Origin of the sequence: Paenibacillus glycanilyticus (assembly GCF_030161375.1) — a bacterium.
Classification (GTDB): domain Bacteria; phylum Bacillota; class Bacilli; order Paenibacillales; family Paenibacillaceae; genus Pristimantibacillus; species Pristimantibacillus glycanilyticus_B.
This window is the reverse complement of the sequence record NZ_BSSQ01000014.1, coordinates 107,601-126,883: the sequence shown is the minus strand read 5'-3', so window position 1 is coordinate 126,883 and position 19,283 is coordinate 107,601. Positions and strand designations below refer to the sequence as shown.

The following is a 19,283-nucleotide window of genomic DNA, read 5'->3' as shown; positions in this document are numbered from 1 at the left end:
AACCTAATCTCGTAAACTTGGAGGAAGCATGGAATGATCGGTCATCCTTATTTCTGGGTACTAGCAGCCGGTCTCCTTATTGTGCTTTTCCTGTTCATAACCTTGGTCTCTCCGGTTGTCATTCAAGGTCAAATGAAGCGTGACGGCGACAATGACGATATCGAAATTAAATTCAAAGCGGTCTTTGGTTTATTGCGCTACAAGCTTAAGATCCGTTCGATTGATTTCAGCGGCAAGGCGATCCGTCTGCAAGAGCATTTAATGGGGACTAGCATTGGAATGAGCAGCAACAATGAAAAAAAAGATGAAATCGATACGAATCGCGTGATGGCCGGGATCGAAAAATATAAGCGCGCAGCCGCATTAACCCATAACTTATCGAAATGGGCAAAAGCGACGTTAGCCAAGGTGAAGCTGGAGGAGTGGAAGTGGTCCAGTTCCGTTGGTACTGGCGATGCGATGTGGACGGCAATGGCCACGGGGCTGTTATGGTCCGTCAAAACGACGACCTTGGGCGTGTTATCCCAATTCGTCAAGCTGCAAGCAGAACCCCGCGTGAACGTGCAGCCCGTTTATGCCCGGACTTGTTTTACAACCGAATGGTCCTGCATAGCCAAAATCGGGTTAGGAAGCGCCATAATGGCAGGTTTGAAGCTTCTATTCCGGCTTAAGAAAGCGAAGGAAGGCGTACAAGCCTGGCATGCCGTGTTATTCAAGGCTTAAGGCTCAAAGGATATGTTTGACGATTGGTTCCATACATAGTCCGCTACCGGGATGAGCAGAATAGCAAAAGTGTAGGCGAGTCCTCATCCATAACGCACAAACACAATTTAACTTCAGGAGGAGTCCACAATGCCAGAACATCCGATTCAAGGCCTCATGCAGACAGCGATGGAAAATATTAAAGAGATGGTTGACGTCAATACCATTGTAGGCGATCCAGTCCAAACGCCGGACGGCAGCATCATTATGCCGATCTCAAAGGTTGGCTTCGGTTTCGTGGCGGGCGGTAGCGATATCCGGTTTGACGCTTCATCGCATCAGCATTCTTCGCCGTCCGACGGAAGCAACCATCACAATGCCAGCATTGCCGAACCGTTTGGCGGCGGCAGCGGCGGCGGCGTATCGATTACTCCAATCGCGTTTCTCGTAGTCGGCACGCATGGCGTCAAGATCGTACCGCTCGATAACCAAACCCATCTGATGGAACGGATTATCGACTCGGCTCCGCAAGTATTCGATAAGGTCCAATCGATGTTCAAGTCGGGTACAGGCGCAAGCAGCAGCGACTATATAGCTGGCAACGATACGCTTATTTAAATAAGCGGCCAATTACGAATGTAAATTAATTTCAGCAATAACACTCGCCTCTAAACGCGGTCGCTCACTCCCGAGGGACCTCGCTAGAGGTTTTCTCATTTCTCGAGGGAAGGCATGTCTTAATTTGCCCATCGTAAGCATATACTGTACAAGGTGAGGGCTGACGATAGGAAAGGAGCATTATAAAGCGTGATAGGTAGACAGCTTCGCCGCATAGGAATCGGAATATGGACAGCAAGTTTGATTTGGGGGACAAGCTTTGTCGCTCCCGCGCATGCGGCGCCTAAGCCGTATCATACAAGCGCAAATGCTTCGGCGCTGATTGACGTCAAGTCGGGGAGATTGCTGTACAGCGAAAATGGCGACCAATCCATGCGGATTGCTAGCCTGACGAAAATAATGACGGCCATTGTAGCTATAGAGCACGGCAAACTGTCGGACAAAGTGAAAACGAGCAACCGTGCCGTCGGCAAGGAAGGTTCTTCGATCTATTTACAGCTTAATGAGGAAATGACATTGCTCAATATGCTGTACGGGCTTATGCTTCGATCGGGCAATGATGCGGCAACGGCAATCGCAGAGCATGTTGGCGGATCGGAGGAAGGGTTTGTTCATCTCATGAACGAAAAGGCGGAAATGCTGGGTCTTACCCACAGTCAATTCAAAAATCCGCATGGCCTTGATGCCGAAGGGCATTATTCGTCAGCGAACGATCTTGCCAAACTAACGGCCTATGCCCTTCGGAATCCGGTATTCGCCGAGATCGTCAGCACGAAGGTGAAGAGCGTTCCAAATCCGCATGAACAATGGCAGTACAGCTGGACCAATAAAAATAAAATGTTAGCCATGTACGAAGGCGCCGACGGGGTTAAAACCGGCTATACCAAAAAAGCGCTCCGTTGTCTGGTCAGCTCTGCGACTAGAGACGGTCAACAGATCGCCGCTGTAACATTAAACGACCGCGACGATTGGATCGATCACCGCAACATGCTGGACTGGGGTTTTAGAAACTATCCGCTAGTGGAAGTAGCGAGCAAAGGACAAACGCTAGCCGGTTATCCTTACGCGGTAGGCCATGCGTTTTATTATCCGCTGACGGAAGAAGAACGGGGCAGCTTGCAATCCCGTCTCGTAGTTCTGGATATGGCTACAATGAATTACAAGCTTGGGGAACGCGGTGCGCTGGAATGGTATTTGAACGATCAAAAGATTGGCTCCATACCGGTATACGATATCGGAGGCGCCAGAATTAGCTTGCCGGAACGCCAGCCGATGTCGGATGCCGCATGGCTTGATTTCAAGCGGGCAGCCCGTAACCGCGAAAGTTTCCTGCATTCGGTAACTTCTGTTTTAGATTCTTTGTTTTAGATGAACGTATGCTGCTCCGCTAGTTGGCGCAGCGCAAACATTTGGCTAATCGGGGGAGGTAAGCCAATTATGGTGAACTGGATATGGTTGTTTTTTATTGTCGTTAGTGTAGTAGTCGGGGCTATAAACGGCCGGATTGACGCCGTCACGCAAGCAGCGTTTGACGGGGCCAAATCCGGTGTCACCATAAGCTTCGGATTGATCAGCATTATGGTGTTTTGGCTGGGAATGATGCGTATCGCCGAGGATGCCGGGATTTTGAAGAAATTGGCCAAGTTGCTTAGTCCAATCGTACGGCGCCTATTTCCTGACGTACCGCCCAATCATCCGGCAATGGGGTATATCATGAGCAATTTAAGCGCTAACCTGTTTGGGCTTGGCAATGCGGCTACGCCAATGGGGATCAAGGCGATGCAAGAGCTGCAGAAGCTTAATCCCGACCAAACAACGGCAACGCCGGCAATGTGTACGCTGCTCGCGCTGAATACTTCAAGCATTACCCTTGTTCCAACAACGTTGATCGCCATTCGAATGAATTACGGCTCGGCTAATCCTGCGGAGATCGTCGGTACAACGCTTGCCGCTACGTTTGTCGCGACGGGCGCTGCTATTCTCGCAGACCGATGGTACCGCAGGAAGTCGGCGCCGCCTCCAAGCAAAACACGCACTCCAAATAAAGCAATTCCAATCAGCAAGGCCACGGATCCTCCAATATCGGCATCTTCCGCTCTAAGGAATGGAGGAGGTGGGGAGGTTGTTTGAGCTTTTCACTCGCGTATCCGCTTGGCTTATTCCCGCAATTATCGTATTTATTCCTTTGTACGCCGCATTTCGCAAAGTACCCGTTTATGAAACGTTTATTGAAGGCGCCAAAGACGGCTTTGGCACCGCTATCAATATAATTCCCGCGTTGGTTGGCATGATGGTGGCGATCAGCATGTTCCGGGCTTCAGGGGCAATGGATTTGATGCTGGGAGCCGTTCGGCCATTATTTGACCTGCTGAGCATTCCGACCGAGGTGCTGCCGCTTGGCATACTGAGGCCGCTGACCGGCGCGGGATCGCTCGCTTTCACGGCTGATCTTATCGCCACGCATGGACCCGATTCCCTGATCGGAAGAATTGCTTCCACGATTCAAGGCAGCACGGATACCACGCTGTATGTGCTGACCGTTTATTTCGGCGCAATCGGCATCCGTAAGACCAGATACGCGCTGAAAGTCGGGTTATTCTCGGATTTGGTCGGATTTTTGGCTGCCATATTTATCTGCATGTACATATTCAAGTAGTCGCGCTTGTGCTTTCTCCTTCATATCGTTATGATGGAGGGTGAGGTGAAAGCATTGGAACGTTTACAGAAAATATTAGCGCAAGCGGGCGTCGCATCCCGTCGAAAATGCGAGGAGCTTATTCTCTCCGGTGCCGTAGAGGTAAACGGCGAGAAAGTGACAACGCTTGGAGTAAAGGCGGATCCGGCAACGGATGAGATTACGGTGAATGGCAAGCCGATCCGCAGCGAGAAAAAGATCTATTTAATGCTGAATAAACCAAGAGGTGTCATCACTAGTGCCAAGGATCCGCAAGGGCGCAAAGTGGTGGCTGATTTTTTGCCCGGCATTAGAGAACGCGTCTATCCGGTTGGACGGCTGGACTACGATACGGAAGGGTTATTGCTTCTTACGAATGACGGAGAGTTTGCCAATCTGCTCACGCATCCGAGCCATCACGTACCGAAGACTTACTACGCAACCGTCAAAGGGGTACCGCACGGATCTCTCTTGGATCAGCTGAAAAAGGGCGTTATGCTGGAAGACGGCATGACAGCGCCGGCAGAGCTTGAGTATCAGGATATCGACGAAGAGAAAAACATGTCGACGATCCGCATTACAATCTACGAAGGACGCAACCGCCAAGTACGCCGCATGTTTGATGCGATCAAGCATCCGGTGCTCAAGCTGAGACGGGTGAAATTCGGCGAACTGGGACTTCGGACGTTGGCCCGCGGACAGTTCAGACACCTGACTCCCGTTGAGGTGAAAGAGCTTAGAGACCAGGCGCGCAAGACACATAAAGTTCATAAAAAGTAAACGGCGGCAGCGGTTATTGCCGCCCATTTTTCGTTATAATGGATGTATTCAAAGCTGACATCAATGGTGAAATGTAGGTGATGGGACGGGAATGGGCAAGTATCGAAAAACGGTGCAAATTGTCATTCTGCTTGCCGTGCTGGTAGTTGGCGGATATGCCATTGGCAATACCTTATTCGCCGCTAAAGAGGAAGGAATTCCGAAGATCGGGGAACAACCGCCCGAGTTTACGCTAGCTGATTTGCAGGGCAATACGCACAATCTTTCTGATTATAAAGGCAAGGCCGTTGTCATCAACTTCTGGGGTAGCTTTTGTCCGCCATGCGTGAAGGAGATGCCGGAGTTTGAGCGCCAATTCGAGAAATGGAAGGATTCAGGTCTCGAGATATTGGCGATCAATTTGAGCGAAGATACGTTGACCGTTAACAATTTCGTTCGCCGGTTTGATCTCAGTTACCCGATATTGCGGGACGTGAACCGGAAGACGGAGCACAAATACGGATTGGAATCATACCCGACGACCTTTTTCGTTAAGCCCGACGGTACGATTTCGGATGTATTTGTTGGCGGGATGACCGAGAAGGATATTGATTCCCGCGTTAACCAACTGCTTCAGTAAGAAGGACTTGCTATACTAGGAGGTTTCACGGTGTTAGCGCTACATAACACGAAATGCGAATGCGGGCATCAGAACGCCGTAGGCACGGTGCTGTGCGAGAGCTGCGGCAAACCGCTGATGGAAGACATGGAGAACGATGCCCCTCTTGAGATGCGCTACGATGGGGTTGCACGGCGGTCGCAGAAGAGCAATCCGAATCCGATTGATAAAATTTGGAATTTCTTCTCGTCCGTCAAGATCGCCGTGTATTTGATTGTCATTACGCTGGTTACGGCAATGTTCGGCACGATCTATCCTCAGGAAGGCTCCTTCCTGAACAATTTCAAACCTTCCGTATATTACGAGGAAACCTATGGGCTGCCCGGCAAGCTTTATTACAAGCTGGGCTTGTCTCATACCTATGATTCCTGGTGGTTCATTACGCTGCTGGTCATGATCGGTACTTCACTGGTCATTTGCAGTCTGGACCGTGTGCTGCCGCTGTACAGAGCGCTCAGCAAACAGCAGATCCGCAAGCATCTGCGGTTTATTACAAGACAAAAGACGGTTTATGCCGGTCAAGTGGAAGGAAATACGGACGAATGGGTGAAAGAGTTCTCCGTCCATTTGAAGAAAAAGGGTTACAAAATACATACAGACGGTTCGGCCTTGCTCGCCGAGAAAAACCGGTTCAGCCGTTGGGGTCCTTATATTAATCACATCGGTCTCATTTTGTTCCTGCTAGCTATTCTCGGCAGAAGCCTTCCCGGCTGGCAAATGGACAGCTATGTAAACATTCCTGACGGAGATACGGTTCCGATCGAAGGCACGAACTATTACGTGAAGAACGAAAAGTTCACCGTTGAATATTACAAGGACGAAGAGCTGCCGCCAGAACTGCAAGGGACGATTCGGGCCAAGAAATACGAAACCAATGCCATTCTTTACAAATGTACGGACAATTGCGGTGACGATGCAACAGGCGAACCTGTTCTGCAGCAAGTGAAACAACAGGAAATTGAAGTCAATCACCCGCTGAAGCATGACGGCCTGAAGCTCTACCAATTCGATTATGACGTAACGCCTAAGTTGAAGAGCGTTAGTCCGATGCTTGTTAATAAAGAAACTGGCGAGTCTTATGGTCCGTTTGAACTGCCGATGAAGGATGCGCCTTTGGATTATACGCTTGGGCCGTACAAAATGAAGTTAGCTGCCAATTATATGGAGTTTGGCATTGGCGAAGACGGGGAACCGGTGACATTAAGCCGTGATCCGAACGCTCCGGCTTTTATTTTCTTGATCACGGGTCCAGGCTTGCCGGAAAAAGGACAGCCTTATATCTATTTCCCGATGCAAAAGGACAAGGAAAAGTTTGATCAGGACAAACTGAATGCCTCAATCGCGGACAAGCTCGAGATTAAAGTCGACGGCATGGATAACGTTCACTTTGCCGAAGCTTCAACTTATTTGAATGTCCGCAAAGATAAAGCGCTGACCTATGTATGGTATGGGGCGGCCATTTCCATGCTAGGCCTTCTGCTTGGTTCTTACTGGCAACACCGGCGCATATGGCTGCGCATTGACGACGGCCGGCTGTCGCTTGGCGCTCATACGAACAAAAACTGGTATGGCATGAGAGCAGACGTGGCTTACGCGCTCCGGAAGTCCGGAATAGCCGTAGAACCTAAGTCGCTTGATAACGGAGGGAATAACGCGTGAGTTATGTCGATTTCAGCAGCGATGCTTTTATCGTTGCCTTTTTCCTGTATTGCTTTGCATTCTTGTTCTACGTGGTAACGATCGCGGGCAAAAAATGGAGCAACCGCGACCCGGAAAAGCATGAAAAGCGCTGGTCGCGAATCTCGTTCGTCACTTCGACGCTCGGACTTATCGCTCATCTGACCTTTTTCTTTACCCGCTGGTTTGGAAGCGGTCAAATTCCGACCAGTAATATGTACGAATTCATCACGTTCCTCGGCATGGCTATTATGATCGCCTTTACGGTCGTTTATGCCATCTACCGAAAGCCGCTGCTTGGCATGTTCTCCTTGCCGCTGGTCGTTTTGGTCATTGCTTATGCTTCGGTATTCCCGCAGGAAGTACAGCCGCTTATTCCGGCTCTCAGCTCCATCTGGCTGAAAGTGCATGTAACGACCGCCGCGCTTGGCGAAGCGTTTTTTGCGGTTGGTTTTGCGGCAGGCATGATGTATTTGATTCGCGTGGTAGATTTCAAGCAGACGTCAAAGGAAGCAAGAAGAGATCAGTTTTGGGTAGAATTCTCCCTTTATACGATTGTTCTCGTTATCGGTTTTATCGCTGTCGTCTTTATTTTCAGAGGGGCGGGGTACGAAGCTACTTTTAACCAGGAGAAAGTAACGATCGACAGCAAAGGCGTGGATCATTCTTCCGAAGACACCACAAAATATACGTTGCCGCCAATCGTTAAGCCTTATAACAGCCAGGCTGTCGAGATGGATTCCTTCCTCGGCATGGACAAGCCGCTGTTCGAGGCGCCAAGCTGGATGAACGGGATTAATGCGGGACGGAAGCTCAATACGGTCATCTGGTCGGTTATTGCGGGCTCTATCTTGTACGGCATCATTCGTCTGTTGTTCCGCAAACGGATCGGCGCCGTTATCCATCCGCTGATGGGTGACATCGATCCGGAAGATCTGGACGAGATCAGTTACCGGGCGATTGCCATTGGTTTCCCTATCTTTACGTTAGGGGCACTCATCTTCGCCATGATATGGGCCAATATCGCATGGGGCCGATTCTGGGGTTGGGATCCGAAGGAAGTATGGGCGCTTATTTCGTGGCTGTACTACAGCGCGTATCTCCATTTCCGTTTATCGCGAGGCTGGCAGGGCAAACGGTCCTCGTGGCTTGCGGTTATCGGTTTCGTCGTCATTTTGTTCACCCTGGTTGGGGTTAACCTCGTCATCGCTGGTTTACACTCCTACGCAGGCGTATAATAATAATCAATCATTTTTGAAAGGAGCAACACCGCATGTCCGACTATGCAAGCCGTATTCTTGTGGTAGATGACGAAGAACGGATTCGTCGTTTGCTGAAAATGTATCTGGAGAAGGAAGGCTACTTGATCGATGAAGCGGAAGACGGTGAGACGGCGCTTCGGCTGGCAACGGTAACCGATTATGCGCTAATTCTGCTCGACGTCATGCTTCCTGGCATTGACGGCGTGGAGGTGTGCTCCCGTTTGCGTCAAGTAAAAGCAACGCCAGTCATTATGCTGACCGCCAAAGGGGAAGAGATGAACCGCGTGCAAGGGTTTGAAGTTGGCGCCGACGATTATGTCGTGAAGCCGTTTAGCCCGCGCGAAGTCATCTACCGGGTAAAAGCGATTTTGCGCCGTTCTTCCGCCACAGCCTTTTTGACAAAAGAAGTGAACTCGAGCAACAACATCGTATTCCCTCACCTGGTCATTGAGCATGATGCGCACCGCGTATCGGCTGGAGGCCAAGAAGTGAGCCTTACTCCTAAAGAATACGAACTGCTTCATTATTTGGCGGTATCGCCGGATAAAGTGTTCTCGCGCGAAGAATTGCTGAAAGATGTATGGAACTATGAGTTCTTTGGCGATCTCAGGACGGTCGATACGCACGTGAAACGGTTACGCGAGAAATTAAACAAGGTATCGCCTGACGCGGCGTCGATGATTACAACGGTGTGGGGCGTCGGTTATAAGCTTGAGGTGCCGAAGTAATGAGGCTGCTCAAACGTTGGGGGAATTTTGCCCTGCACACGGTTGTGGGGAAGTTATGGTGGACGATTATGTTTCTCGTCGCGCTTGTCCTCGTTATTCTCGGGACCTTCCTCCTTCAATATATTGATATTGCCTTCAAGGACTATCAGCATCAGATTAAAGTGCTGTTTATTGTCGTAGCTGTTATAGGGTTTTTGCTATCGACCTTTTTTGCCTTTTTCTTGTCTTCGCGCATTCAGCAGCCACTCTTGCAGTTGAAGAAAGCGGCGGACTCGATCGCGGGCGGCAATTATAAGACTAGAGTTCAAATCAGGTCTTCGGACGAGATTGGCGAGCTGGCCCAAACGTTCAACCATATGACCGAACAATTAGGGACGCTCATTGACGATTTGAATCATGAGAAAGAACATTTGTCGAGCATCTTGCGGAGCATGGGCGATGCCGTTATTACGTTTGATGCCGAAGGAGAAGTCATTTTGACTAATCCTCCTGGACATATGCTGGTCAGCCGATGGTCGGATCTTGAGATGGATATGGGTTGGGATGAGGATGACGTTCCTCCGTTCTATAGCGTGCCCGGTCCTTTACGGGATACGTTCCAGCGTGTGATGTCCGCAGGTCGGGATTGTACGAATAAAGTACAAGTCCGCAACCACGTATGGTCCGTTGTGATGGCTCCGCTGCAGTCCGACGGCGTTGTCCGCGGTGCGGTTGCCGTTATCCGCAACGTCACGGAAGAGCATAAGCTAGAGAAGCTTCGCCGGGATTTTGTCGCGAACGTCTCCCATGAGATTCGGACTCCGCTCTCCATGCTGCAAGGCTACAGCGAAGCGCTGCTTGATGATATCGTTGCTTCGCCGGAAGAGCGGAAAGAGCTTGTCCAGGTGATCTACGACGAATCCCTTCGGATGGGCCGCTTGGTGAATGACTTTCTTGATATGGCCCGGATGGAAGCCGGACATGTGGAGCTTAGTCTCCAGGAATTCGATATTCGCAATGTAATTCGCCGCGTACACCGGAAGTTCCAGGTTTATGCCAAGGAACGCGACGTCAGTTTAATTGCCGATCTGCCGGATACGCCAATTGCCGTAAGGGAAGCCGACGAAGACCGAATCGAGCAGGTACTGACGAATTTGATGGATAACGCGCTCCGCCATACGCCCGCGGGCAAATCGATTAAGATTGCCGGCCAGCTGGCGACGATCAACAAGATGAATTACGTGAAGTTGATTATCGCCGATGAAGGCCAAGGTATTCCAAGCGAAGATGTACCATACATTTTCGAACGGTTCTACAAGGCCGACAAGGCCCGCAAGCGCGGTGCCTCCGGCGGTACCGGATTAGGACTAGCCATCGTTAAAAATATTATTACGCAGCATAATGGACGCATCGAGGTCGACAGCGTCCTCGGCAAAGGCACGACATTTACTTTATTGCTGCCTGTCGAATCGAATCAATAGTTGTCATTACGCTCCCTTCGGGGAGCGTTTTTTTGTTGAATGAGGGGGATTAATCTTGTTGTTCGTGGAACATGGTGTGGTTTTTGTTGTTTGGCGCGGATGCTTGTGGGGCTTTGCTGGATGGGGCTCAGGTGGTGGCTCGGAGCGCTCGTGGGACGGGGTAACGTGCTTTCGGCCGCTGTTGCCGGTCCATTGCCTTTCATTGAAGTTGGTTAAGGTAGGCAATGGACACGACAAAGGCGGGCGCTAACGCTCCTCAATCACGTTACCCCTAACCCACTCGCCGAGCCACCACCTTCGCCCGCAGCGCTGCGCTGATGGGCCAAAAGACAAAGCCACACCATGCTTGGTGGTGCGGCGGAGGAGAAGGCCGCGCTATGCTGGCCTTGCTTTTGGCAAAGACAAGACCAAAAAGCAAAAAGAACAACAGCAAAAATAAAAATAAAAGCTAAAGCAAAACAAAACATGGGACGGGGTAACGTACTTTCGGCCGCTGTTGCCGGTCCATTGCCTTTCATCGAGGTTGGCTAAGGTAGGCAATGGACACGGCAAAGGCGGACGCTCATGCTCCTCAATCACGTTACCCCTTACCCGATTCAAATGCGATTATCCGAGCCACCATTGGCCTCATGAACTCTTGACATATCGAGAACATGTATGTAATATTATCCCATTGGCGCTGACCAAAGACATGATTTCTTTCACGATCTGCCCAGAGAGAGAAGCATACGCTGCGAGCTTCTTCAGGAAACGGATTGAAATTACCCCTTTGTAGCCGTGACGTTGAACTCGTCAGACCTCTTGGATGACGCAAGTATGCGACACCGCCTGATCCCCGTTACCGGATACTTATGAGGACTTGCAACAACTATCTTTGGTAAAACCAGGAATAGTTTGTCGCAGGTTGAATTAGGGTGGAACCACGAGCTGAACGCACTCGTCCCTTTCTGGGATAGAGGCGTTTTTTTGCGTTCAATACTTTTAAATGACTGAGAAATGGAGGCAACAATCATGGAGATCGAAGTAAAATTGCCAGATGGAACAGTTAGGAGGTATCAACAAGGAACCACCGTTGAACAAGTGGCGGGTTTTTTGGGAACGGGACTTAGAAAGAATGCGATAGCTGGAAAAATCGACGGCAAATTAGTTGATCTGAATCAACCGATCAGCCATGATTGCTGCCTGGAGATCATAACACCGTCTGACAAGGATGGTTTAATTGTCTACCGGCACAGCACGGCTCATATCATGGCACAAGCTATTACGCGAATCTATGGACAGCAAGCTGTGAAGCTAGGGATGGGGCCGGTTATTGAAGATGGGTTCTATTACGATATCGATATGGAGAAGCCGTTGTCGACCGAAGATTTAAAGGCTATCGAGAGAGCTATGCAACAGATTATCCAGGAAAACCTCTCCATCTCCCGGAACGTCGTAAGCCGCGAAGAAGCGATACGTATATTTGAGGAACAAGATGAACCGCTGAAGTTGGAATTGATTGGGACATTCCCGGAGGATTCAATCATTACGATCTATGAACAAGGTGAATTTCGAGATTTATGTCGTGGGCCGCATTTGCCTTCAACAGGCCGAATTAAAGCTTTCAAGCTGCTCAATGTGGCTGGGGCGTATTGGCGCGGAGATTCGAATAATAAGATGTTACAGCGAATTTATGGAACAGCTTTTCCGAGTAAAACCCAGCTTGACGAACATTTGTATATGCTAGAGGAAGCTAAGAAGCGAGACCACCGCAAGCTGGGGAGAGAATTGGAACTGTTCATGTTCTCTGAGGAAGCGCCGGGAATGCCATTCTATCTGCCGAAAGGAATGGCGATTCGCACAGCACTTGAAGACTTTGCACGGGATATTCAGCGGAAACTCGGTTACGATGAAGTGCGAACACCTCTTATGATGAATAACCGAATATGGGAACAATCAGGACATTGGGATCATTATAAAGATAATATGTATTTCACAAATGTGGATGAAACGAAGTTCGCTCTCAAACCAATGAACTGTCCAGGCCATATGTTGATTTTCAAGAATGCTCTTCGTTCTTATCGAGAGTTGCCAATTCGTCTTGCGGAATTTGGCCAAGTGCATCGCCATGAATTTTCCGGTGCACTAGGCGGGATGATGCGGGTACGCACGTTCTGTCAGGACGATGCTCATCTGTTCGTCTTGCCGGAGCAAATCGAAGATGAGATTAATAAGGTTATGGAGCTTATCGACCATATCTATAGCGTGTTTGGTTTCGAGTACAGAATCGAACTCTCAACCAGACCGGAAGACTCGATGGGGTCGGAACAATTATGGGATCAAGCAGAACAGGCACTTCGGAATGTTCTGGACAACCGGGGAGCCTCATATCGAATCAATGAAGGCGATGGAGCTTTTTATGGACCTAAAATTGATTTTCACATTCTCGATGCGCTAAAGCGGAGCTGGCAATGCGGAACGATTCAGTTGGATTTCCAAATGCCTGAGAAATTTGATCTCACGTATATCGGTGAAGATAGTCAGAAACATCGCCCGGTAGTCATTCATCGTGCTGTCTATGGCTCGATCGATCGTTTCCTAGGTATTCTGACCGAACACTATTCCGGTGCTTTCCCCCTTTGGCTAGCGCCTGTGCAGGTGAAGCTTCTGCCCGTTTCGAATCGTTACAACGACTATGCATACCAAGTGAAGAAAGAGTTGGCTGAAGCTGGAATCCGAGTGGATATAGACGTACGGGAAGAGAAGCTTGGATATAAAAATTCGTGAAGCGCAACTGGAGAAGACACCTTATATGCTTGTGCTCGGCGAAAGTGAAAAAGAAGACCGGAACGTCTCAATCCGCAAACGGGGCGAAGGTGACCTTGGGGCTATGAGCTTGGAATTATTCATCGCTCAGTTAAAGGAAGAACTTCGATCAGCTCACTGAATTGCATGAAATGACAACAGCGGCAAACTAAGATTATGTTTATGGTCTTGGTTCGCCGCTGTTGTGCATCTATAAACTACTACAATCTTGTGCCCGGTCTGTCCGTTAACAAGGTTCTACAAATGTTAGAACTTATCGAGTTAGAGAATACAACTATAATAAAAGTAGGGAAAACACATTGCTCTAGGCGATGTTATACTCTAAATAGTTGAAAAGAAGTGAGTAGGGTATGCAAAGAATTCAAAATTGTTTTTTTCTTATATTGTTTATTTTCGTCGTAGTGGTATTCGGACTGCCGTTTAGCGCGTTTATTTTAGCTTTTCTGTCTTTTATAGTTCGATTATTTTAGAAGGGGGTTAGTATCAAGCATGAAAACGATGTTCCAATATAACTGGTTGGTCAGAGAAGAATGGTACCGCTGGTGCGAAGATATACCGGTAGAAGAGCTGCTGAGAGTCCGAACCGGAGGGGTTGGAGGAATATTACATACGTTGTTTCATATCGCCGACGTGGAGTGGAGCTGGATACGCGCTTTGCAGGGGAAGCCTGATTTTCAGGAAAGTTTTGATGGTTACAGAAGTTTAGAGAAGGTACGGCAGCTTGATGCTTCCTTCCGGCAGGAAGTCGTAGAATTCGTACAGTCCTGGGATGAGAGCATGGAAACATTGCCTTTGTACGACATGCAAAATGACGGCAAGTTTACCGGTCACTCTTGGGGCGAGATTATGCGCCATGTCATTGCTCATGAAATCCATCATATCGGCCAGCTTTCGGTCTGGTCAAGGGAACTTGGCAAGAAGCCCGTATCTGCCAATCTGATTGGCAAAGGTCTCATCAAGCCGAAACTTTAGTGCGGATCGGTACGTCAATTTAATGTAGGGAAAGGGGGGAATAGATGCGAAAAGTTATGATTCTGGCTATGGTTGTTCTAACCTTGGCGGCGGCTGGCTGTGGAGAGGCTAAGAATGCGGAGCCTTCAAGCGAGAAACCTGAGCCTGCAACTTCCAACAAGGACATTGCGGCACAAGCCGAGGTAACAGAAGGCGACTTCGTGTACCGGCTCGTGTCGGACAAGAAGGCTTACGAGAGCGATGAGAAGGTGAACCTGTATGCAGAATTAGAGTATGTTGGCGATCAAGATGAGATTCAAATCGCCCATTCTGCGTCTCCGTTTTATTTTCCTATGATAGAAGAGACTAGAGGGTATGAGATCGGGTACATGATGAATGAACCTTTCATTGTGACAACCTTAAAAAAAGGAGTACCCCTCAAGGAGTTCTATAGAGGGGGCGGAGGTTACGACGAAACGCAAGATCCGAAGGAATACGTGGATTTCATGAAAGCTTTCACGGAAGCGAGTAGGAAGGGGACGATGCCTTCAGGGGAGTACGTCGTTTCCGGCATGGCAGATTTTATGATTTACACAGGGGACTCGGGAAATAATCAAGAAAGCGATAAATACCGGTTAAATACGCAAATTAAATTTATCGTGAATAAATAAATAGTCTTGCTTAAATAAGAGCCGAACATCTCATGATGTTTGGCTTTTTTGCGTTGTGTCTGTTGTGCTTATAAGGGGCAAACGCGGAAATTATTTTGCTCCCCTCTAACTATCACTAAGGGATATCTATCAATGGCTGACACGAGATGGTTTTCATAGAGTTAGGGTTATTGACCAGTACGAGCCATTTGTCATGCACATATAAATACAGTACATTGCTGAACATTTCAGGTAGTTGGAAAGGAGTGAATCTATGAAAATAGCTGAATTTACAATTCTGCTTCATTTGGAAGAAAGCTTCGAAAGTTCATCATGAAGAGAGGTTAGAACACGTGCATGATTTAATGGCTATAATCACCATCTGTACTTTTTTCCTTACGATTGGATTCATGTTCTGGAAACCAAACGTCAATGAAGCGATACCCGCATCCATAGGTGCATGCATCGTCCTGCTAACCGGCACCGTTACATTTGCCGACTTGGGATCTATAACGGAGACGATTAGCGGTGCGGCTATTACGATTATCGCAACGATTGTAATGGCAATCGTATTAGAAAGCTTCGGATTTTTTCAATGGGCAGCTGAACTATTAGTTAGAAAAGCAAGAGGCTCGGGCATACGATTATTCTGGCTGACCAATTTATTTTGTTTTCTTATGACTCTATTTGTAAACAACGATGGCAGTATTCTAATTACAACGCCAATCTTAATGATGCTTCTCAAAAGCATGCGCCTTAAAAATCATCAGCAAATTCCTTACCTCCTCTCTGGCGCGCTCATTGCAACAGCTTCCAGCGCTCCCATCGGCGTCAGCAACATCGTCAATCTGATAGCTCTCAAAATCGTGCACATGGACCTCTATATGCACACGGCTATGATGTTTGTTCCCGCATCTCTCGGGCTTGTGCTGCTATCCGTTCTACTGTTTTTCCTGTTCTACCGTACTTTGCCCAAAAGGCTGCCACCAGTCCCGTCATGGGGATTGACGCCTGGCGGACACCCGCTTAAAGGAGAAACAACGGCAGTAAGAAGCAATAAATTTATGCGCAATGTCCTCATTTTCGTTTTCTGCGTACGCGTAAGTTTATTTCTAGCATCCTATATCCATTTCCCCGTTTCTTTGATGGCGGTAATAGGTTCTGCTTGTTTGCTTGCCTGGCGTTGGATTTATTTGAAGATACCTCCATTAGACATGATTAAGAAAACCCCGTGGTATATCCTTATCTTTGCCTTTGGGATGTACGTGATCATTTATGGCCTTCGGAATCTAGGGCTTACGGAATGGCTTATTCATTTCTTGCAGCCGCTTGTAGCCGGCAGTTTATTGCACGCTAGCGTTCTGATGGGGCTGCTGCTTAGCGTCTTGTCCAATCTGTTCAACAATCACCCTGCATTAATGGTGGGGACATTGACGTTAACCAATATGGGACTGGATCCGATTACGTTAAAAATCTCCTACCTTGCGAGTGTAATCGGCAGCGACATGGGCTCGCTTTTGCTACCGATAGGAACGCTTGCCACAATCATGTGGATGCACATTCTCCGAAAAGGCGGCGTGAAAATAAGCTGGGGCCAATATTTGAAGGTGACGATTATCGTTATTCCCATTACCGTTATCGTAACGTTAATCATCTTAAGTTACTGGGTATCGTGGTTGTTCTGATTCCAGATCCTAAGAAAGGATAATAGAGGGAGGATTTGATTTGAACGAGTTTGCTTCTTATTATTCCAAAAATGTGATTGTAGAGATTTCCGGTACAACGCCAGTGCATGGCTTGTTAATTGCAGCCGGAATAGACTTAGTGGTGCTTCTTCGCGAGCAAAAGTACTACTACATTCCGATGTCCCATGTTCATAGGGTAACATTGGATGCAAAAGCGAACCAAGAAGATTACAGCCACAGCCATGGAATTTCCTTTATGGAACAGGAGGAGCCATTAGGGCTGATGCTGCAAAAAGCAATCGATCTATTCGTAGATATTTCCGTATCCAGCCACAAACCGGTCTCTGGTTATTTACGCGAGATCAAATCGGATTATCTCATTCTGCAATCACCGGTATACCGTACAATATTTGTGTCCCTTAATCATTTGAAATGGTTGATCCCATACTCCAGCCACTATATGCCTTTTGGCCAAAGCGCAGAAACGGTTCGTACTCCTATGTCAAAAGATCTGGAAAGCGTAAATAAATTTGAAGATCTGTTCACATTTGAATCGGGGAATAAGGTTGTCATTAACTTCGGAAGCGCGTCCGAGCAGATCGGCATTATTAACGCTGTGGGAAGCGGGATCGTTGACTTAACCGACGCAAGCGGGAACAATGGAATGTATCCTCTATCGCATATAAAAACGTTATTTGTACCAAAGTGAGTGATGAGATGTTGGAGAATAAATGCAAAAAAGACCTTCGGGCAGGAAGGTCTCGAGATGCACATCATTAGTTTATGAGAGCGGTAATCCGTAAGTTTGGGTCTTTTACTGCGCAATACCCCGCTAAATTAAAATGGGCTCCTATAGAGAAAGAAAAACGCCGAGCATCTCGCGATGATCGGCGTTTCTTTTATTTAGAACAAAGTAATTTCTTTTGCTGTATTCAGGTCGGACAGACTAGTCAATTGCTCCAGAATGTCTTTGCCCGCGTTCTTGTCGACCGTCAGAACCATAATCGCGGAACCGCCAACGAGCTGACGGCCTACTTGCATCGTTGCGATGTTTACGTCGTTGTTGCCAAGGAGCGTACCCACGCGGCCGATGATGCCCGGTTTGTCGTTATGCGAGATGAGGATCAGGTTGCCTTCCGGCGTCACGTCTACAGGGAACTTGTCGATTTGAACAACGCGTTCGCCGTAACCTGTCAGCAGGGTGCCTGCTACGATACGCTCTTCTTGCTTAGTGCGAAGGGAGACCGTAACCAGGTTCGTGAAGTCTTTGGACGTTTGCGATTTTTGCTGAACGATGTTCAGGTCGCGTACTTTTGCCAAATGCATCGAGTTCACGACGTTCACTTGGTCGGAACCAAGATGATGGGACAATACGCCTTTTACAATGTAACGAGTCAGCGGCTGAGTATCAACCTCTGCAAGCTCGCCGGAGTATCGAACCGTAATTTCTTGAACGGCGCCTTCCGTAATTTGCGCAACCAGGCTGCCTAGTTTTTCGCCCAGCGCGTAGTATGGCTGCAGCTTGCTTTGCAGGTTAGCAGGAATAGGAGGCATGTTAACCGCATTGCTGAAAGGCTCGTTGCGAAGAATGTGCAGCACTTGTTCCGATACGTCGATCGCAACGTTTTCTTGTGCTTCAACCGTGGAAGCGCCAAGATGCGGTGTTACGATGATTTTTGGATGCGTTAGGAACGGATGATCCTCTTGTGGAGGTTCAACCTCAAATACGTCAAATGCCGCGCCAGCTACGATACCTGCGTCAATGGCTTCAACAAGAGCAAGCTCGTCGATGATGCCGCCGCGCGCACAGTTGACAATGCGCATGCCAGGCTTCATAACTTCGAATTGCTTTTTGCCGATCATATGGCGAGTTTCCGGAGTCAGCGGAGTATGAACAGTCATAAAGTCCGCATGGCGGATGATTTCATCGACAGATGCCAGCTTAACGCCAAGCTTTTCTGCGCGTTCTTCCGTCATGAACGGGTCATAACCCATAATGTCCATGCCAAATGCTTTTGCGCGTTTTGCTACTTCGCTGCCGATCCGGCCCATGCCAAGTACGCCAAGCGTTTTGTTGCGAAGCTCTACGCCAAGGAACGATTTACGGTCCCAAACGCCGTTAACGGTTTTCAGGTAAGCTTGCGGGATGTGGCGCGCAACGGCCATCATCATCGCGAAAGTATGCTCGCATGTTGTAATCGTATTGCCGTCTGGTGCATTGATAACGATGATACCGCGTTGTGTTGCTGCTTCAAGATCGATATTGTCTACGCCTACGCCGGCACGGCCAACAACTTTGAGCTGCTTGCCTGCTTCCATGATGCGAGGTGTAACGCGTGTTTGGCTGCGCACGAGCAAGGCGTCGTATTCACCAATAATGCTCACCAATTCGTCTTCGCTTAGTCCAGGCTTTTTGTCGACTGCTACATCTTCTGCGTCTACAAGCTGTTGGATGCCCAGATCGCTGATGGGATCCGATACTAACACTTTAAACATATGTAGATTGCCTCCTAAAATTTTTGTGAAGTGCCGACATAGGGGGCAAAACAAGCGCTCTGCCCATTATGTCGGCACTTCACGTCCATTTAATATTCAATAGATGGTTGCTAAAACAAAAAACCTCGTCCCGGCAC

16 protein-coding genes and 1 pseudogene are annotated in these 19,283 nt (G+C 48.5%); 16 read left to right on the top strand and 1 reads right to left on the bottom strand.

Annotation, left to right across the window (positions count from 1 at the left end; translation table 11 throughout):
- Positions 1-33: 33 nt before the first annotated feature.
- The 16 genes and pseudogenes from QQK89_RS16955 (at position 34) to QQK89_RS16880 (ending at position 17,359) form a co-directional block, all read left to right on the top strand.
- Complete coding sequence (locus QQK89_RS16955) at positions 34-723, top strand: DUF2953 domain-containing protein (RefSeq protein ID WP_284239821.1); 690 nt, start codon at positions 34-36, stop codon at positions 721-723.
- Between the two features lie 129 nt (positions 724-852).
- Positions 853-1,320 carry a GerW family sporulation protein gene (gene ytfJ, locus QQK89_RS16950; protein WP_284239820.1) on the top strand — a complete coding sequence of 156 codons (468 nt, stop codon included), beginning with the start codon at positions 853-855 and terminating at the stop codon, positions 1,318-1,320.
- A 243-nt stretch (positions 1,321-1,563) separates the two neighbouring features.
- Positions 1,564-2,688 (top strand): D-alanyl-D-alanine carboxypeptidase family protein, encoded by a 1,125-nt coding sequence (locus tag QQK89_RS16945; RefSeq protein WP_284240194.1) that lies wholly within the window; start codon positions 1,564-1,566, stop codon positions 2,686-2,688.
- Between the two features lie 69 nt (positions 2,689-2,757).
- The gene (locus QQK89_RS16940; RefSeq protein WP_284239819.1) at positions 2,758-3,450 is read left to right on the top strand and encodes a nucleoside recognition domain-containing protein; all 693 of its coding nucleotides are present in this window, start codon (positions 2,758-2,760) and stop codon (positions 3,448-3,450) included.
- Positions 3,443-3,976: a spore maturation protein gene (locus QQK89_RS16935; protein WP_284239818.1), complete on the top strand. Its 534-nt coding sequence runs from the start codon at positions 3,443-3,445 to the stop codon at positions 3,974-3,976. The genes QQK89_RS16940 and QQK89_RS16935 overlap by 8 nt, the downstream gene beginning before the upstream one ends.
- Before the next feature lie 54 nt (positions 3,977-4,030).
- Positions 4,031-4,774 carry a pseudouridine synthase gene (locus QQK89_RS16930; protein WP_284239817.1) on the top strand — a complete coding sequence of 248 codons (744 nt, stop codon included), beginning with the start codon at positions 4,031-4,033 and terminating at the stop codon, positions 4,772-4,774.
- Positions 4,775-4,865: 91 nt separating this feature from the next.
- On the top strand, positions 4,866-5,393 hold the full coding sequence (locus QQK89_RS16925) for a redoxin domain-containing protein (RefSeq protein WP_284239816.1): 528 nt from the start codon (positions 4,866-4,868) through the stop codon (positions 5,391-5,393).
- A 30-nt stretch (positions 5,394-5,423) separates the two neighbouring features.
- Positions 5,424-7,091 (top strand): cytochrome c biogenesis protein ResB, encoded by a 1,668-nt coding sequence (gene resB / locus QQK89_RS16920; RefSeq protein WP_284239815.1) that lies wholly within the window; start codon positions 5,424-5,426, stop codon positions 7,089-7,091.
- A complete protein-coding gene (gene ccsA, locus QQK89_RS16915) occupies positions 7,088-8,347 on the top strand; it encodes a cytochrome c biogenesis protein CcsA (protein ID WP_284239814.1) in 1,260 nt (419 codons plus the stop codon). The genes resB and ccsA overlap by 4 nt, the downstream gene beginning before the upstream one ends.
- Positions 8,348-8,382: 35 nt before the next feature.
- Positions 8,383-9,099 carry a response regulator transcription factor gene (locus QQK89_RS16910; protein WP_015843966.1) on the top strand — a complete coding sequence of 239 codons (717 nt, stop codon included), beginning with the start codon at positions 8,383-8,385 and terminating at the stop codon, positions 9,097-9,099.
- Positions 9,099-10,559, top strand: a complete 1,461-nt coding sequence (locus QQK89_RS16905) for an ATP-binding protein (RefSeq protein ID WP_284239813.1) — start codon at positions 9,099-9,101, stop codon at positions 10,557-10,559. The genes QQK89_RS16910 and QQK89_RS16905 overlap by 1 nt, the downstream gene beginning before the upstream one ends.
- A 1,011-nt stretch (positions 10,560-11,570) precedes the next feature.
- Positions 11,571-13,485, top strand: a pseudogene (gene thrS, locus QQK89_RS16900) (threonine--tRNA ligase).
- A 368-nt stretch (positions 13,486-13,853) separates the two neighbouring features.
- Positions 13,854-14,336: a DinB family protein gene (locus QQK89_RS16895; RefSeq protein ID WP_284239812.1), complete on the top strand. Its 483-nt coding sequence runs from the start codon at positions 13,854-13,856 to the stop codon at positions 14,334-14,336.
- Between the two features lie 44 nt (positions 14,337-14,380).
- Entirely contained in the window at positions 14,381-14,986 is a 606-nt protein-coding gene (locus tag QQK89_RS16890) for a hypothetical protein (protein WP_284239811.1), read from the top strand.
- Between the two features lie 332 nt (positions 14,987-15,318).
- Complete coding sequence (locus QQK89_RS16885) at positions 15,319-16,650, top strand: arsenic transporter (protein ID WP_284239810.1); 1,332 nt, start codon at positions 15,319-15,321, stop codon at positions 16,648-16,650.
- Between the two features lie 40 nt (positions 16,651-16,690).
- Positions 16,691-17,359 carry a hypothetical protein gene (locus QQK89_RS16880; protein WP_284239809.1) on the top strand — a complete coding sequence of 223 codons (669 nt, stop codon included), beginning with the start codon at positions 16,691-16,693 and terminating at the stop codon, positions 17,357-17,359.
- A gap of 194 nt (positions 17,360-17,553) precedes the next feature.
- Here the strand turns inward: QQK89_RS16880 and serA are convergent, their stop codons facing one another.
- Positions 17,554-19,146 (bottom strand): phosphoglycerate dehydrogenase, encoded by a 1,593-nt coding sequence (serA, locus tag QQK89_RS16875; RefSeq protein ID WP_284239808.1) that lies wholly within the window; start codon positions 19,144-19,146, stop codon positions 17,554-17,556.
- Between the last annotated feature and the right edge of the window lie 137 nt (positions 19,147-19,283).

Bases quoted from the DNA above. Each gene is read 5' to 3' on its own strand.
- QQK89_RS16955 (WP_284239821.1), top strand. From the start codon at position 34: ATGATCGGTCATCCTTATTTCTGGGTACTAGCAGCCGGTCTCCTTATT.
- ytfJ (WP_284239820.1), top strand. From the start codon at position 853: ATGCCAGAACATCCGATTCAAGGCCTCATGCAGACAGCGATGGAAAAT.
- QQK89_RS16940 (WP_284239819.1), top strand. From the start codon at position 2,758: ATGGTGAACTGGATATGGTTGTTTTTTATTGTCGTTAGTGTAGTAGTC.
- QQK89_RS16925 (WP_284239816.1), top strand. From the start codon at position 4,866: ATGGGCAAGTATCGAAAAACGGTGCAAATTGTCATTCTGCTTGCCGTG.
- QQK89_RS16910 (WP_015843966.1), top strand. From the start codon at position 8,383: ATGTCCGACTATGCAAGCCGTATTCTTGTGGTAGATGACGAAGAACGG.
- QQK89_RS16905 (WP_284239813.1), top strand. From the start codon at position 9,099: ATGAGGCTGCTCAAACGTTGGGGGAATTTTGCCCTGCACACGGTTGTG.
- QQK89_RS16895 (WP_284239812.1), top strand. From the start codon at position 13,854: ATGAAAACGATGTTCCAATATAACTGGTTGGTCAGAGAAGAATGGTAC.
- QQK89_RS16890 (WP_284239811.1), top strand. From the start codon at position 14,381: ATGCGAAAAGTTATGATTCTGGCTATGGTTGTTCTAACCTTGGCGGCG.
- serA (WP_284239808.1), bottom strand. From the start codon at position 19,146: ATGTTTAAAGTGTTAGTATCGGATCCCATCAGCGATCTGGGCATCCAA.